Below are 14415 nucleotides of genomic sequence, written 5' to 3'. Positions count from 1 at the left end.
TGAGGAAGTATATATTCGTACTCCTTGTTTAATCGTGCTGAATGCGTGTACACGTGGATTGTTTGAGTCGCTAGCCAAGGATTCGGAACTTAGCGACAGAGACCTCTTACCGCTCTACAGAGGTGATTCGCCGTATTAAATGTTGCGGAAACGTGACTGGAACGAGATATTCCCTATCAAAATGTTCATATTTATTGAGACAAAAGCGAAGGACGGTGCATTCCAATGAGAGAAGCGACACTTGAAATGTCAGATGGTTTTTTAATTCATGCCATCGTGATGAAACCAGAAGGTAATCCGGTTGGACATATCCATCTTCTTCACGGCATGTCCGAACATATTGGCAGATATGTAGAATTTGCATACTATCTCGTGGAGAAAGGATATATCGTATCTGGTCACGACCACCGGGGACATGGCAAGACGGCTAAAATGAACGGAATGAAAGGGCATTTTGCCGATGAGGACGGCTTTGACCACGTTGTTCAAGATGCTTTCGAAGTCATTTCGAAACTCCGGGAGCAGTATCCATCCCCGCGTTTCGTTCTGTTCGGTCATAGTATGGGATCGTTCGTCGCACGGAGATATGTCCAACTCCACGGCAGTGAAGTTGACCAGGCAATATTTTCAGGGACAGGCGGAGACCCTGGTGCAAGCCGCTTCGCAGGGCAGGCAGTTGCTTATCTGCACGGCAAGAAAAACGGTTTTGATCAGCCAGATAATTTCCTAAACAAACTCGTTTTTGGTGGTTTCAATAAGTCGGTTCATCAACCGAAAACGCCATTTGACTGGCTTTCTACCGATACTGAAGCTGTTGAGAAATATTTGATTGACCCCGCTTGTGGAGTAGTCCCAACCACACGTTTTTTTGCGGATTTATTCAAAGGACTTGGAGAAATCCATGACATAGATGAAATAAATAAAATCCCTAAAAAACTTCCTATTATCCTTTTTTCAGGGAGTGAAGATCCGGTAGGTGACAGTGGAAAAGGGGTTTGGAGTGTAGCAAAGCAATACAATAAGGCGGGCCTAGAAGATGTTACGGTACTTTTGTTTGAAGGTGGCAGGCATGAAATGCTCCATGAAAAGAACCGTCAACACGTATTCAAAACCGTTTATGACTGGATTGAAAAAAATGAGCAAATATCCTGAAGTAATCGCAATCGTCGGACCAACAGCATCTGGAAAGACGTCGTTAAGTATTGAACTTGCCAAAATAATTGGCGGGGAAGTCATTAATGGTGATGCGATGCAAGTATACAAAGGGCTTGATATTGGGACAGCCAAAATCACAGAAGAAGAGATGAATGGCATCCCGCATCATTTATTCGATGTAAAAGAACCGAATGAACCTTTTTCTGTTGCAGAGTACCAAACGGATGTACGAAAGTGGATAAAAGATATACAGGGCCGTGGAAAAACGCCAATCATCGTAGGGGGGACCGGATTATACATTCAATCCGTACTGTTCGATTTCCGTTTTACAGAAGAAGCGGCGGATCTAGAAGTAAGGAAACGCTTGGAGCAGGAACTTGCTGAAAAAGGGGCCGCATATCTGTATGAAAAACTGGTTGAGCTTGACCCGGTGAGTGCTGAAAAAATTCACCCGAATAATCATCGCCGGCTTGTTCGAGCGCTTGAAATCATTGAAGTGACAGGTAAAACAAAGGAAGATCATGAAGACGACGCAGGACACGCATCTCTTTATGACCATCTCATTGTTGGTCTTGAAATGGACCGGGATGTGCTCTATGAACGGATTGGTCTCCGTGTCGACATAATGATGGAGAAAGGTCTTCTAGAGGAAGCGAAACGATTATGGGATGAAGAAATTCGTGGCGTACAATCTGTACAAGCGATTGGCTATAAAGAACTTCATCAATATATTGAAGAGAAGTTGTTACTAGACGGCGCTGTTGAATTAATTAAAAAAAATACGCGTAACTACGCAAAACGGCAAATGACCTATTTCCGCAACAAACTGGACATCAGCTGGTTCGATGCAGAATTGGGAACTACTGAAATTATAAATAGAATTTTGGCAATCTTGAAGGGTTTCGATAATCTGGGTCGAATAAAGTAAGTGGAGCACTAGAAATATAGCTATGACAACTGGAGGATTCGGCGTATGAAACAGGTTAACATGCAAGAAACGTTTTTAAACTCGTTACGAAAGAATAATACATTTGTAACAGTATTCTTACTGAATGGATTTCAATTGAAAGGACTTATTAAATCGTATGACAATTATACCGTCTTGCTTGAGTCGGACGGCAAGCAACAACTAATTTATAAACATGCGATCTCCACATATGTCCCAACGAAACCGGTAATTTTAAAAGACGAAACGGAATAACCAAAAGCGAAAGCGCCTGGTCAGAGGCGGCAGACATAAGACGTGCCGACGAAGCGGCGTTCTTTGCCGCATAGTTGGACCGACTTATGACCGAGCCTCTAGGCGCTGAAGTCTAGACGTAACCAAAAGCGGAAGGGCCTGTAACAAATGAATGTAGCTTAAGTGCGCCACTTCCTGTGGCAACAGCTGCATGACCCACATCCTGTGGGCCCGCGGCAGACATAAGACGTGCCGACGAAGCGGCGTTCTTTGCCGCATAGTTGGACCGACTTATGACCGAGCCTCTAGGCGCTGGAGTCTAGACGTAACCAAAAGCGGAACAGGGAGTAAAATCCCCGTTCCGCTTTTGGTATTAATGAATTTTTCCATTTGGCAATTTCCATTGGAAAACAAGCGAGAAAATACGTAGACCAGCTGTCACCACAAGTAACGCATAAAGTGCCAGATCACTCTTGAATAGACCGAGCCCGACTATAAGGCCGGCAAGTGCAGCCCACACTGCGTAGATGTCCCGTTTGAAGACGAGTGGCTTCCTTCCTGCGAGCAAGTCACGGATGACACCACCACCTGCTCCCGTTAGAACTGCTGCAACCATAACTGCATAAATTGACATGTTCAGTGATATGGCAAGCATGGCGCCTTGAATGGCGAATGCAGCCAATCCGATTGCATCAAAGTAATTACCCCATCTATTCCAATGGGAAAGAAGATACCTAGAGAAAAAGAAAATAATGGTTATCAAAATACTTGCCACAAAAAATAAGAATTGCTGATCCCATAATACAGAGACAGGCACACCTATTAAAACATTACGAACGGCACCACCGCCAAAAGCAGTGACCATACCCAATATATAAACGCCAAAAATATCATATTCCTCTTCCATCGCAACAATTGCGCCCGAGATAGCGAATGCTGCCGTACCGATAAAACTAAAAACATCCCAAGCCACTTCATTTCCTCCATTCAATATACCCTTAAGAATTCTAACAGATAACAATTAATAATCAATGACGAAAACCTTGTAAACGTTGACCTCTACGGACAGACTGATAAGATAATGAAGTGACTATTTAATGAAATGAGGAATACCAATTATGTTTACAGAACAAGACGACCTTTTATTTGAGAATGCGGAAGCGATCGAAGAGAAACTTGCACCATTTTTCAAAGGTATCGAAAAAACTGCCTTTTACAATCAACGGAAAGTACTCGCTGCGTTCCGTAAAAATACGGTGAGCGATTTTCACCTGACTGGTTCAACAGGTTACGGCTATGATGACGCGGGCCGAGATGTATTGGAACAAGTATACGCTGACGTTTTTGGAGCAGAAGATTGCCTAGTACGCAATCAAATTATATCTGGAACACATGCTATTTCAATCAGTCTTTTCGGAATCCTGCGACCAGGTGATGAGCTCCTTTATATTACAGGGAAACCTTATGATACATTGGACTCCATTGTTTCTGGAAAAGGGAAAGACACGGGTTCACTGCATGATTATGGCATCACCTATAAACATATCGATTTGAATGAAGATGGTACAGTCGATTTTGCAGAAGTCGCTAAAAACATTCACAGTAAGACGAAAATGATTGGTATCCAGCGGTCAAAAGGCTATTCAGACCGTCCATCTTTCATGGTGGATGAAATCGGTGAAATGGTACGTAAAGTGAAGGCCATCAATCCTGACCTCGTTGTGTTTGTTGACAACTGTTACGGCGAATTTGTCGAGGAACAAGAGCCGATTCAAGTCGGTGTTGACTTAATGGCAGGTTCACTGATCAAAAATCCAGGTGGAGGACTCGCAAGAACGGGTGGTTATATCGCTGGGCGTGCCGACCTAGTTGAAAAGTGTGCATACCGGATGACTTCACCAGGTCTAGGGGCAGAAGCTGGGGCATCGCTGGATACGCTGCGGGAAATGTACCAAGGATTTTTCCTAGCGCCCCATGTTGTCAGTCAAGCCGTAAAAGGAGCGCTTTTCACCGCAGCACTTCTAGAAAGTTTCGGACTCAACACATCGCCGCATTACACAGAAAAAAGAACTGATCTAATTCAGTCGGTATCCTTTGAAAATGCCGATCAAATGATTGCGTTCTGTCGGTCAATTCAAGAAAACTCGCCCATCAATGCGCACTACGCCCCTGAGCCGTCGTATATGCCCGGCTACACCGACGATGTCATCATGGCGGCAGGGACATTCATCCAAGGCTCCAGCATCGAACTGACGGCAGACGGCCCCATCAGACCGCCCTATACGGCGTATGTCCAAGGTGGCTTGACGTACGAGCATGTAAAAGTAGCTGTGTTGTCCTCAATCGGTAAACTAGTTAAGGAAAACTTAATCGGGAATTAAATGTAACGAACTGTCACGGCAATCAGCGAAACTGTGAGGGCAAAGCGGAAAACTGTAATGGCAACGCCGAACTGTCATGGCAATCAGTGAAACTGTGAGGGCAAAGCGGTAAACTGTAATGGCAATGCCGAACTGTAATGCCAATCAGCGGAACTGTGAGGGCAAAGCGGAAAACTGTAATGGCAACGCCGAACTGTCATGGCAATCGGCGGAACTGTGAGGGCAAGACGGTGAACTGTCACGGCAAAGCCGAAAACTGTCACCTCAACGCTACAAATAAAAAGGGCTGTTTCCTTCAATCGAAGGAAACAGCCCTTTTGCATACTTAGAATTAATGAATCATACGATAAACGCCAACTACCTTACCTAGAATTGATACGTTATCAAGGATGATTGGATCCATTGAAGCATTCTCAGGTTGCAGACGGAAATAATCTTTTTCTTTAAAGAAACGTTTCACTGTAGCTTCATCGTATTCGGTCATTGCCACGACAATCTCGCCGTTATTTGCTGTCTGTTGTTGTTTAACGACAACATAGTCGCCATTCAAAATTCCGGCCTCAATCATACTGTTACCAACTATTTCAAGCATGAACAGATTGTCTTCCGATGTACCAAAAGATTCAGGTAGTGGGAAGTACTCTTCGATATTTTCAATAGCTGTAATTGGAAGACCAGCCGTAACTTTACCGACAAGAGGTACGTGAAGAACGCCGGGTTTCAACGTTTCTAAGCCTTCTGGATCGAGTACTTCAATTGCTCTCGGTTTTGTCGGGTCTCTTCTAATGAAACCTTTGCTTTCCAATCGCGCTAAATGCCCGTGAACAGTCGAACTTGATGCCAAACCGACAGCCTCGCCAATTTCTCTCACGGATGGTGGATAACCTTTTTTCTTCACTTCAGATTTAATGAAAGACAAAATATCTTCCTGCCTTTTTGAAATTTTTTGCATCCTATTCACCTCTCACCTTATATTCTGCTAATTTCCGAAAGTCGTAAAATAAATTCCCGACAATCTAGTCTTTTCGATAGATTCATTATATCAGTCTCTTGTATAAATGGCAAACACAGGTTCGAATAAGTGTTGACAAACTCATTTTCCTTTTCTATAATGAGAACAAGCATTCCGAACAAGTATTCGTAAGGGGGAGTAATGATGACTTTTATTAAAAGAAATAGCTATGTTGTACTTATTATCGTTTTATGTATGGTTTTTGCAATTATAGGTGTAAGTAAATACGAGAAGGAACAAATGGTCACGAAAATAACAATTACTGAAGGGGATACGCTTTGGGGTCTCGCTTATCTTCACTCGGATAATATGTCTACAGATAAATGGATCAAAGAAGTGATGAAATTGAATGACCTATCATCTGCTACAATAAAAAGAGGCGAGGATCTACTTTTGCCTGCTGTACGGACTGTGGGGGAAAACAATACACAACTGGCGGGTGTTAATCGATGACTGGGCACTATAAAAGATGTGTCATCTATTGCCGGGTGAGCACTGAGAAAGAAACGCAGGAAATGTCACTGGTGAGGCAGGAAGAGGAGCTAGTGGACTTGGCAGCTGAACTCGGTCTCGAACATGTCGCGACATTTATGGATAAGCACAGCGGTTTTGACATTGACCGTGAGGGGCTTCTAAGTTTGCTGGATTACATCCGTGACGAGGAAGTCGATGCAATCCTAATCCAAGACGAAACAAGACTTGGACGTGGAAATGCAAGGATGGCAGTTTTACATCTATTGGCAAAAACGGACACGGCGATTTATTCACATAATGATAGCGGACCTATAGCACTCAATGAAATGGATACAATGTTACTTGAGATTTTAGCTATCGTCGAAGAGTACCAGCGCAAACTACATAACGCCAAAATCAAAAGGGGCATGAAACGCGCAGTAAGGGAGGGCTATCGACCCGAGCGTAACTTGAAAAATAGGGGTAACATGGACGGTCGTGAACGGATTGAAGTGCCGATAGCTGAAATCGTTTCATTGAGGGACAAAGGACTAACCTATGAAGAAATTACTGGTGTCTTGAAAGGACTCGGGCATGATATTAGTAAAGCGACCGTGCATCGCAGGTATAAAGAATATGAGGTGGAGCAGGAAGGCTGATTTATTGCACTTTCTGCTCTTTTTGTATACGTTTGTAGTCATAAACTATAATGGAGGAAATAATATGCTATCAGCTGATAAAATGAAACGAATTAATGAACTATCAAAAAAATCGAAGACGGCAGGTCTGTCGGTCGAAGAAGCCAAAGAACAGACACAACTGCGAAAAGAATATCTAGAGACATTTCGTTCATCAATGCGCAATACAATTGAGAATGTCAAAGTTCTTGATACTGAAGGCAATGATGTGACACCCGATAAGGTGAAAGACGCCCGTGGCGGAAAATATCTAAACTGAGCTTTGCATTAACTGCACGAATTGTCTAAACTAAGATATGTAGATAATTACATATGACGGGAAGGATGTACACAATGACTAAACAAATTGATCAGCTAGCCATTAACACAATCCGTACGCTCTCTATTGACGCAATCGAAAAAGCGAATTCTGGACACCCAGGTTTACCAATGGGGGCTGCTCCAATGGCCTATACGCTTTGGACGAAGCATATGCATCACAACCCTTCAAATCCACAGTGGTTTAACCGTGACCGTTTCGTTCTCTCGGCAGGACACGGCTCAATGCTTTTATACAGTCTTCTTCATCTTGGTGGTTATGGACTTCCGATGGATGAAATCAAGAACTTCAGACAATGGAACTCTAAAACACCGGGACATCCCGAATACGGTCATACAGTCGGTGTCGAAGCAACAACTGGCCCACTTGGACAAGGTATTGGTATGGCAGTCGGAATGGCAATGGCAGAACAACACCTTGCTGCAACGTACAATCAACCAAGTTTTGACGTTGTCGACCACTACACATATGCTCTATGCGGTGATGGCGATCTCATGGAAGGCGTTGCTGCTGAAGCAATTTCACTTGCAGGTCACTTGCAGTTAAATAAACTGATTGTCCTATATGATAGCAATGATATTTCACTAGACGGCGAGCTTGACATGTCTTTCTCTGAAAATATTCGTAAGCGCTTTGAATCATATGGTTGGAATTACATCCGTGTTGAAGACGGTAACGACATTGGCCACGTTTCATCAGCTATCGAAGAAGCTAAAGGCAATGTCGGAGGTCCGACAATGATCGAAGTTAAAACGGTCATCGGATACGGATCACCAAACAGATCTGGAAAATCAGATGCGCATGGTATGCCACTTGGTGAAGATGAAATGAAATTGACAAAAGAATATTATAAATGGACGTTCGAAGAAGATTTCCATGTACCTGAAGGCGTCTATGAAACATTCCAAGAATCTGCCGAGAAATTGGGCGTGCAAAAAGAACAGGAATGGAACGAACTTTTTGAAAAATACGAAACGACACATGCGGACCTTGCGAAGCAATTGAAAGATGCAATCGAGCGTAAACTACCTGAAGGCTTCGAAAAATCTTTGCCGACGTATGAAGCGGGTTCATCTCACGCGACACGTTCTGCATCTGGTGACGCTATCAATGCGATTGCTAAACAGCTTCCTTCGTTCTTTGGTGGAAGTGCGGACCTTGCAGGTTCTAACAAGACGACAATTAAGGGAGCAGGAGATTTCCTTGCTACCGATTATTCCGGCCGTAATATTTGGTTCGGTGTTCGTGAGTTTGCAATGGGAACAGCGTTAAACGGAATGACTTTGCACGGCGGATTACATGTATTCGGTGGGACGTTCTTCGTGTTCAGTGACTACGTACGTCCCGCTATCCGACTTTCATCTCTGATGGGTATACCTGTCACATACGTATTCACACACGACAGCGTAGCTGTTGGTGAAGACGGTCCTACACATGAACCAGTTGAACAACTTGCTGCGCTTCGTGCGATGCCTGGATTGTCAGTTATTCGTCCGGCTGACGCTAACGAAACTGCAGCTGCTTGGAATATTGCAGTGTCGTCGAAGAACTCGCCAACTGCACTAGTATTGTCTCGTCAAAACTTGACTGTCCTTCCGAAGTCAGCTGAACTTGCGATGGAAGGCGTCAAAAAAGGAGCTTACATCGTATCCCCTGCAAGCAAAAAACAAGCGGACGCAATTTTAATTGCAACCGGTTCTGAAGTTAGCTTAGCGGTATCTTCACAGGCGAAACTATTAGCTGAAGGAATCGATGTTACTGTTGTTTCAATGCCTTCGTGGGACCTGTTTGAGAAACAAGACGATGCATACAAACAAAGCGTATTGCCGAAAGACGTAAAAAAACGTCTTGGTATCGAAATGGGTGTTTCATTAGGGTGGCATAAATATGTTGGTGACGAAGGCGCGATCATTGCGATTGATACTTTCGGAGCAAGTGCACCTGGAGATACTGTCATCAAAGAATTTGGTTTCACAGAGGACAATGTTCTTGCAACTGTGAAAATGTTAATCAACAACTAAAAATAAATCAAACAGTCCCGATCGCCGAAGAAACTCTGGCAATCGGGACTGTTTTTCAAGACTACTTGACAGAATTTTTAGTTATCCATCTTTTCCGACAATAATAGTGCAGTTCTATTCCGCAATATGACAACCTTTTTATATCAAACCATGTAGGATTATCTCTAGGGGGTGGCGATATTGCGATCATACGGAATTTATAAAGTGAAAGAAATGTACCAGCCATTCGTCATTGGACGTGAACGGCTGTTGTATGACCTATTAAAAGAAGATGAGCAGAATAATGATTGTATGCCTGAAGTCCATTACTTATGTGACAGGCTTGAAGAGAAAATGATTGATGAGGCTATCATTGCAAACCTTGGCGAAGGATTTACGTCGATTGAATCCCGAAATGGGGAATACAAACTGACGCATCCCGTCAAAGGATCCATTCTTATTTCGTTATCATCGTATTCGCTTAATGTCTTTTGCGACGGATCCCGCATGCTTGATTTAGATTTGTTTGTTGCCCTATCTGGGGCGGCAGATCGCTTCTTCGCTGTTATGGATGGGCACGGGGAATGGGGATGGCTGAAACCGGTCAAAACGACTGATTTTCGTTCATATGAAGAAGCCGCATATCTTTGAATTGATATTTATAGGATAGGGACAAAAGGACCCAAATCTCAAAAATAGGGTCTATTTTGTCTGTTCAAATAGTGTAAAGTAAGAAATTCCATTATGCGATGATTAGAATATTTAATTGTGGTCCATTGCTATTCACTAGTGCAATGTTGTATAATCCATCATGGTAGAGTAAAATCGAATAACTGAAGTAGAGGAGGTATAGCGGATGACTACAGTATGGTGGATCGTTTTGATCATCGTCGCGCTATTAGCAGGTGTGGCCCTCGGATTTTTCATTGCACGTCAATATATGATGAAATATTTGAAAGATAACCCACCGATTAATGAAGACATGTTACGTATGATGATGATGCAAATGGGACAAAAACCCTCACAGAAAAAAATCAATCAAATGATGAACCAAATGAACAAAGTAAGTGACAAAAAAGATAAAAAGGTTAAAAAGTAATTACGTAATACCCGTTATTAATGGGGATGTAAAGGATTAGTGAAAAGGAAAGCCTGCAAATTTTTATACATAGGTTAATCTTTCACCTGAAATTTACTCGGATTACTTAAACTTTCTACCGATCACTTAATAAGCCATTTTTTCTGTTGAACGCTTGACAGGAAAGATGGTTTTTTGTTGTCTAGGAATATATTGATTTCCTACTGAGGATAAGTTAACGCTCGGGGATATGATTGGTCGAGTGTAGTTTATGCTCGGTTGGCGTGGGATATGATTGGTCGAGTGTCGTTAATGCTCGGTTGGCGTGGCATATGATTGGTCGTGTGTCGTTAATGCTCGGTTGGTATGGGATATGATCGGTCGTGAGTAGTTTATGTTCGGTTGGCGTGGTATATGATTGGTCGTGAGTAGTTAATGCTTGGTTGGCGTGGTATATGATTGGTCGTGAGTAGTTAATGCTTGGTTGGCGTGGGATATGATTGGTCGTGTGTCGTTAATGCTCGGTCGGCGTGGGATATGATCGGTCGTGTGTTGTTAATGCTCGGTTGGTATGGTATATGATCGGTCGTGAGTAGTTAATGCTCGGTTGGCGTGGTATATGTTGGTCGTGTGTTGTTAATGCTCGGTCGGCGTGGGATATGATTGGTCGTGTGTCGTTAATGCTCGGTTGGTATGGGATATGATCGGTCGTGAGTAGTTTATGCTCGGTTGGCGTGGTATATGTTGGTCGTGTGTCGTTAATGCTCGGTCGGCGTGGGATATGATTGGTCGTGTGCCGTTAATGCTCGGTTGGCATAAGATATGATTGGCTGTGGATAGTTAATGATTGGTTCGCATAGGATATGATTGATAGCGGGGCATTTATGATCGGTAGCAAAGTATTTACGCTTTGTCCCGCAAAAAAAAGTTATACAAAAACCCCGAATTTCGGGTCTTTTTTCAAAGTGTCCGAAATTCGGGGTACAGTTCAATGGTTCATAACTTGTTTATTTCTTCAATCTCTAAATTTAAACCGTCCTAGAAATTCCTGTACTGTTTTTTCGTATTGCACAGGATTATCATTGAACGATTTGGCGTGGGCACCTTTTTTAAAAAGTTTCAACATTTTGTCGCCTTGCTTTGCTTCGTACAATTCCTCTGTCATATAGGGAAGGATGAAATCGTCTTCCAAACTGTGGATGAACAGAACCGGTTTAGTAATGTTTCTGACGACTTCTCGCGGAGAGACAAGGTTCAGGGTGTAGCCATCGCGCATTTTAAGAAAGACGTTGGCAACACGTAGAGCCATTGATGATCGTATAGGCGTATTTGTCCGTAAAATATGAAGAATCTGCTCGGAGAAATCAGAAAACGGACAATCGACGATATGAAAATTTGCTTCATCCTTAAAGGTTCCCGCATATAATATCGTCGTTGCAGCACCCATTGATTCACCGTGGATGCCGAGCAATGCTCGCTTTCCAATTCGTTCCCGTACCGCACGGACAATTACCTGTAAATCAATCTTTTCATAATATCCAAAACTTGTCGTCCTTCCTCCTGAATCACCATGTCGTCGATGATCATAGATGACAGAATTAAATCCAAGACGTTCAAAAAGACGGGCATATTTCATTGAATTGATTTTATTTTCCGTTACGCCGTGACAAATGATTACCGTTCTAGCCGTTTCAAGTGGTTTCAGAAAGACCGCTTTCAATAAATAACCGTTTGGTGACTCAATCCACATATTGTCTTTGCGCACTGTTTCATACCAATGTTCATCGAACCGTTTCGAAATAATTTCACGTTCTAAAATAAAGTTGGAATCCTTCAACTTCAAAAACATCAGTCTATTCGTTGCGAGAAATCCGAAAATGCTCAGTAACGCTGTAACAATGCTAGAGATCACACCGGTTATATAAAGAACGCGCCGTTTCAACCCACTCAACTCCCTTTACAGTTGATCGTTCTCAAACAATCTGTACATTCCTGTGTCAATTGGCCGTGACACATGCGGCGCAATCACTTGGACTGCTTGACAAACTTTTTTTACATCGACACCGGTTTCGATGCCGAGCGTATCGAGCATGTTGACAACATCTTCAGTCGCAACATTGCCTGTTGCACCAGGTGCGAATGGACAGCCACCCAAGCCGCCTGCAGACGTATCAAAACGGTTGATACCTGCTTGTAGCGCAGCAAAAATATTTGCTATCGCCATTTTGCGTGTATCGTGGAAATGAGCTGTCAACAGTACGTCTGGAAATTCCTCTTTCAATGTCTTGAACAACTCATAACTTTCACGGGGATTCGCCTTCCCAATCGTATCGGCGACACTAAGTTCGTTCGCACCCATGGCGACAAATCGTTTACAAAGTGCGACGACATCCTCTATCTCTATCTTCCCTTCATACGGACAATAAAACGCAGTTGAAATACAAGCCCGTATAAAAACGTCATTTATTTTTAATTTCGCAAAGACGGGCTGAAGCGCATCGATGCTTTCAGCGGTTGTTCGGTTAATGTTTTTTTTGTTAAATGAATTGCTCACCCCAACGAACACGGCAATACTGGTCGCACCAGCTTCAATTGCAAGCTCAGCACCTTTGTCATTCGGTGCAAGGACGAATTGCCTGCCGACCTTTTTTGACTTTTCTACAATCGTTTTTGCATCCGCCATTTGCGGCACCCATTTCGGTGATACAAACGAAGTTAGCTCCATTTCTTGAATGCCTGCCCCTTGTAAAGCCTCAATAAATGCTAGCTTATCATTTTCATTGACATGTTTCTTTTCGTTTTGTAGCCCATCGCGTGGACCAACCTCGATTATTGTGACGTTGTTTGGTAAAATGAACATATCATCCCTCCTCTAGTATATTGTAATGAAGGGATGCATATACAGGCAACTTAAATAAGGGAATGGGGGAAAAGAAATGTCGAAAGAAGTCGTAATCATCAGTGCGGTTCGTTCTGCTATCGGATCGTTCCTTGGTTCATTGAAAGATATACCGGCAACAGATCTTGGGGCGACAGTTATTAAAGAGGCATTGAAACGTGCAGGGGTGGCACCAGAGAGCGTTGACGAAGTAATCATGGGGAATGTCCTGCAGGCTGGATTAGGTCAAAATCCGGCGCGACAAGCGGCAATGAAAGCGGGACTACCTGAAACCGTTCCTGCTCTGACAATTAATAAAGTTTGTGGCTCTGGATTGAAAGCTGTGCATCTTGCACGTCAAGCAATTATTGCAGGAGATGCGGATATTATTGTCGCAGGCGGTATGGAAAACATGAGCCAAGCCCCATACATAATGAAAAATGGCCGAGAAGGCTTTAAAATGGGGGACCAAAAAATTATCGACAGTATGATTTCAGATGGACTTTGGTGTGCATTCAATGATTATCATATGGGCATCACAGCAGAAAATCTTTGTGATCGATATTCAATTACCCGTGAAGAGCAAGATACATTTTCGGCAGCATCACAACAAAAAGCGGCGGCAGCAATTGAAGCCGGAACTTTCGCAGAAGAAATCGTTGCGATTGAAATCCCGCAGCGAAAAGGCGATCCTATCCTTTTCGATCAAGACGAATACGTCAAAGCCGGAACAACTGCAGACAAGCTCGGTAAACTGCGACCGGCATTCAAAAAAGATGGCAGTGTAACAGCCGGAAATGCTTCAGGTATTAACGACGGTGCAGCAGCATTCGTTATTATGTCGAAAGAAAAAGCAGACGAGCTTGGCTTGACGCCACTAGCAACAATCGTAGCGAATGGTAATGCGGGCGTCGATCCTTCAGTTATGGGTCTGGGTCCTGTGGAAGCCGTTAAAAAAGCACTCACTAAAGCCAATATGCAACTATCCGAAATTGATTTGATTGAAGCGAACGAAGCATTTGCAGCCCAGTCAATCGCGGTCGGAAAAGAACTTGAATTTGACGCATCAAAACTTAATGTTAATGGCGGCGCAATAGCACTTGGCCATCCAATCGGGGCTAGTGGGGCACGCATCCTAGTTACACTTCTTCACGAGATGAAACGTCGTGATGTGAAATCCGGACTTGCTACGCTATGCATAGGTGGGGGACAGGGAGTCGCAACGATTGTTACACGATCATGAACGAGAGTAGGTGAAAAG

General features: G+C 43.3%; 15 protein-coding genes. 11 read left to right on the top strand and 4 right to left on the bottom strand.

What is annotated here, in order from left to right; translation table 11 throughout:
• Positions 1–225 precede the first annotated feature (225 nt).
• The 3 genes from ACGLYD_RS12085 to hfq are packed head-to-tail and all read left to right on the top strand — an operon-like array spanning position 226 to position 2356.
• Positions 226–1152: an alpha/beta fold hydrolase gene (locus ACGLYD_RS12085; RefSeq protein ID WP_399628118.1), complete on the top strand. Its 927-nt coding sequence runs from the start codon at positions 226–228 to the stop codon at positions 1150–1152.
• Positions 1136–2083: a tRNA (adenosine(37)-N6)-dimethylallyltransferase MiaA gene (miaA, locus tag ACGLYD_RS12080; protein WP_399628116.1), complete on the top strand. Its 948-nt coding sequence runs from the start codon at positions 1136–1138 to the stop codon at positions 2081–2083. Before ACGLYD_RS12085 ends, miaA begins: the two co-directional genes overlap by 17 nt.
• A gap of 45 nt (positions 2084–2128) precedes the next feature.
• Positions 2129–2356, top strand: coding sequence for an RNA chaperone Hfq (hfq, locus tag ACGLYD_RS12075; RefSeq protein ID WP_067211068.1), 228 nt, complete (start codon positions 2129–2131; stop codon positions 2354–2356).
• 352 nt (positions 2357–2708) lie between these two features.
• On the opposite strand, the gene ACGLYD_RS12070 is transcribed toward hfq, so the two are convergent.
• Positions 2709–3308: a trimeric intracellular cation channel family protein gene (locus tag ACGLYD_RS12070; protein WP_340767487.1), complete on the bottom strand. Its 600-nt coding sequence runs from the start codon at positions 3306–3308 to the stop codon at positions 2709–2711.
• A 145-nt stretch (positions 3309–3453) separates the two neighbouring features.
• Here ACGLYD_RS12070 and ACGLYD_RS12065 point away from each other — a divergent pair, with 145 nt between their 5' ends.
• Positions 3454–4716 carry a methionine gamma-lyase family protein gene (locus ACGLYD_RS12065; RefSeq protein ID WP_340767488.1) on the top strand — a complete coding sequence of 421 codons (1263 nt, stop codon included), beginning with the start codon at positions 3454–3456 and terminating at the stop codon, positions 4714–4716.
• A 331-nt stretch (positions 4717–5047) separates the two neighbouring features.
• Here the strand turns inward: ACGLYD_RS12065 and lexA are convergent, their stop codons facing one another.
• A complete protein-coding gene (gene lexA / locus ACGLYD_RS12060; RefSeq protein ID WP_067211062.1) occupies positions 5048–5668 on the bottom strand; it encodes a transcriptional repressor LexA in 621 nt (206 codons plus the stop codon).
• Positions 5669–5869: 201 nt separating this feature from the next.
• Between lexA and ACGLYD_RS12055 the strand changes: the two genes are divergently transcribed.
• From ACGLYD_RS12055 to ACGLYD_RS12030, 6 genes are all read left to right on the top strand, one after another.
• Positions 5870–6181, top strand: a complete 312-nt coding sequence (locus tag ACGLYD_RS12055; RefSeq protein WP_399628110.1) for a LysM peptidoglycan-binding domain-containing protein — start codon at positions 5870–5872, stop codon at positions 6179–6181.
• Positions 6178–6840 (top strand): recombinase family protein, encoded by a 663-nt coding sequence (locus ACGLYD_RS12050; protein WP_399628107.1) that lies wholly within the window; start codon positions 6178–6180, stop codon positions 6838–6840. The genes ACGLYD_RS12055 and ACGLYD_RS12050 overlap by 4 nt, the downstream gene beginning before the upstream one ends.
• A gap of 64 nt (positions 6841–6904) precedes the next feature.
• Positions 6905–7138 carry a DUF896 domain-containing protein gene (locus ACGLYD_RS12045; protein WP_067211055.1) on the top strand — a complete coding sequence of 78 codons (234 nt, stop codon included), beginning with the start codon at positions 6905–6907 and terminating at the stop codon, positions 7136–7138.
• Positions 7139–7212: 74 nt separating this feature from the next.
• A complete protein-coding gene (gene tkt, locus ACGLYD_RS12040) occupies positions 7213–9219 on the top strand; it encodes a transketolase (RefSeq protein WP_067211052.1) in 2007 nt (668 codons plus the stop codon).
• A 180-nt stretch (positions 9220–9399) separates the two neighbouring features.
• Complete coding sequence (gene sirA / locus ACGLYD_RS12035) at positions 9400–9849, top strand: sporulation inhibitor of replication protein SirA (RefSeq protein WP_067211050.1); 450 nt, start codon at positions 9400–9402, stop codon at positions 9847–9849.
• 205 nt (positions 9850–10054) lie between these two features.
• A complete protein-coding gene (locus ACGLYD_RS12030; RefSeq protein ID WP_067211048.1) occupies positions 10055–10297 on the top strand; it encodes a YneF family protein in 243 nt (80 codons plus the stop codon).
• A 994-nt stretch (positions 10298–11291) separates the two neighbouring features.
• Here ACGLYD_RS12030 and ACGLYD_RS12025 read toward each other — a convergent pair.
• Together ACGLYD_RS12025 and ACGLYD_RS12020 are read right to left on the bottom strand one after the other, a co-directional pair.
• Positions 11292–12218: an alpha/beta hydrolase gene (locus tag ACGLYD_RS12025; RefSeq protein WP_067211046.1), complete on the bottom strand. Its 927-nt coding sequence runs from the start codon at positions 12216–12218 to the stop codon at positions 11292–11294.
• 15 nt (positions 12219–12233) lie between these two features.
• Positions 12234–13136, bottom strand: a complete 903-nt coding sequence (locus ACGLYD_RS12020; RefSeq protein ID WP_399628102.1) for a hydroxymethylglutaryl-CoA lyase — start codon at positions 13134–13136, stop codon at positions 12234–12236.
• A gap of 76 nt (positions 13137–13212) precedes the next feature.
• Between ACGLYD_RS12020 and ACGLYD_RS12015 the strand changes: the two genes are divergently transcribed.
• Positions 13213–14397, top strand: coding sequence for an acetyl-CoA C-acetyltransferase (locus ACGLYD_RS12015; RefSeq protein ID WP_399628100.1), 1185 nt, complete (start codon positions 13213–13215; stop codon positions 14395–14397).
• Positions 14398–14415: the final 18 nt, after the last annotated feature.

Origin of the sequence: Sporosarcina sp. SG10008 (assembly GCF_044569405.1) — a bacterium.
Lineage (GTDB): Bacteria > Bacillota > Bacilli > Bacillales_A > Planococcaceae > Sporosarcina > Sporosarcina psychrophila.
This window is presented reverse-complemented; position numbering and strand designations above follow the sequence as displayed.

What these genes read in the sequence shown, in the direction of transcription:
- ACGLYD_RS12085 (WP_399628118.1), top strand. Translation starts at nt 226, where the DNA reads ATGAGAGAAGCGACACTTGAAATGTCAGATGGTTTTTTAATTCATGCC.
- miaA (WP_399628116.1), top strand. Translation starts at nt 1,136, where the DNA reads ATGAGCAAATATCCTGAAGTAATCGCAATCGTCGGACCAACAGCATCT.
- hfq (WP_067211068.1), top strand. Translation starts at nt 2,129, where the DNA reads ATGAAACAGGTTAACATGCAAGAAACGTTTTTAAACTCGTTACGAAAG.
- ACGLYD_RS12065 (WP_340767488.1), top strand. Translation starts at nt 3,454, where the DNA reads ATGTTTACAGAACAAGACGACCTTTTATTTGAGAATGCGGAAGCGATC.
- lexA (WP_067211062.1), bottom strand. Translation starts at nt 5,668, where the DNA reads ATGCAAAAAATTTCAAAAAGGCAGGAAGATATTTTGTCTTTCATTAAA.
- ACGLYD_RS12055 (WP_399628110.1), top strand. Translation starts at nt 5,870, where the DNA reads ATGATGACTTTTATTAAAAGAAATAGCTATGTTGTACTTATTATCGTT.
- ACGLYD_RS12050 (WP_399628107.1), top strand. Translation starts at nt 6,178, where the DNA reads ATGACTGGGCACTATAAAAGATGTGTCATCTATTGCCGGGTGAGCACT.
- ACGLYD_RS12045 (WP_067211055.1), top strand. Translation starts at nt 6,905, where the DNA reads ATGCTATCAGCTGATAAAATGAAACGAATTAATGAACTATCAAAAAAA.
- tkt (WP_067211052.1), top strand. Translation starts at nt 7,213, where the DNA reads ATGACTAAACAAATTGATCAGCTAGCCATTAACACAATCCGTACGCTC.
- ACGLYD_RS12030 (WP_067211048.1), top strand. Translation starts at nt 10,055, where the DNA reads ATGACTACAGTATGGTGGATCGTTTTGATCATCGTCGCGCTATTAGCA.
- ACGLYD_RS12020 (WP_399628102.1), bottom strand. Translation starts at nt 13,136, where the DNA reads ATGTTCATTTTACCAAACAACGTCACAATAATCGAGGTTGGTCCACGC.
- ACGLYD_RS12015 (WP_399628100.1), top strand. Translation starts at nt 13,213, where the DNA reads ATGTCGAAAGAAGTCGTAATCATCAGTGCGGTTCGTTCTGCTATCGGA.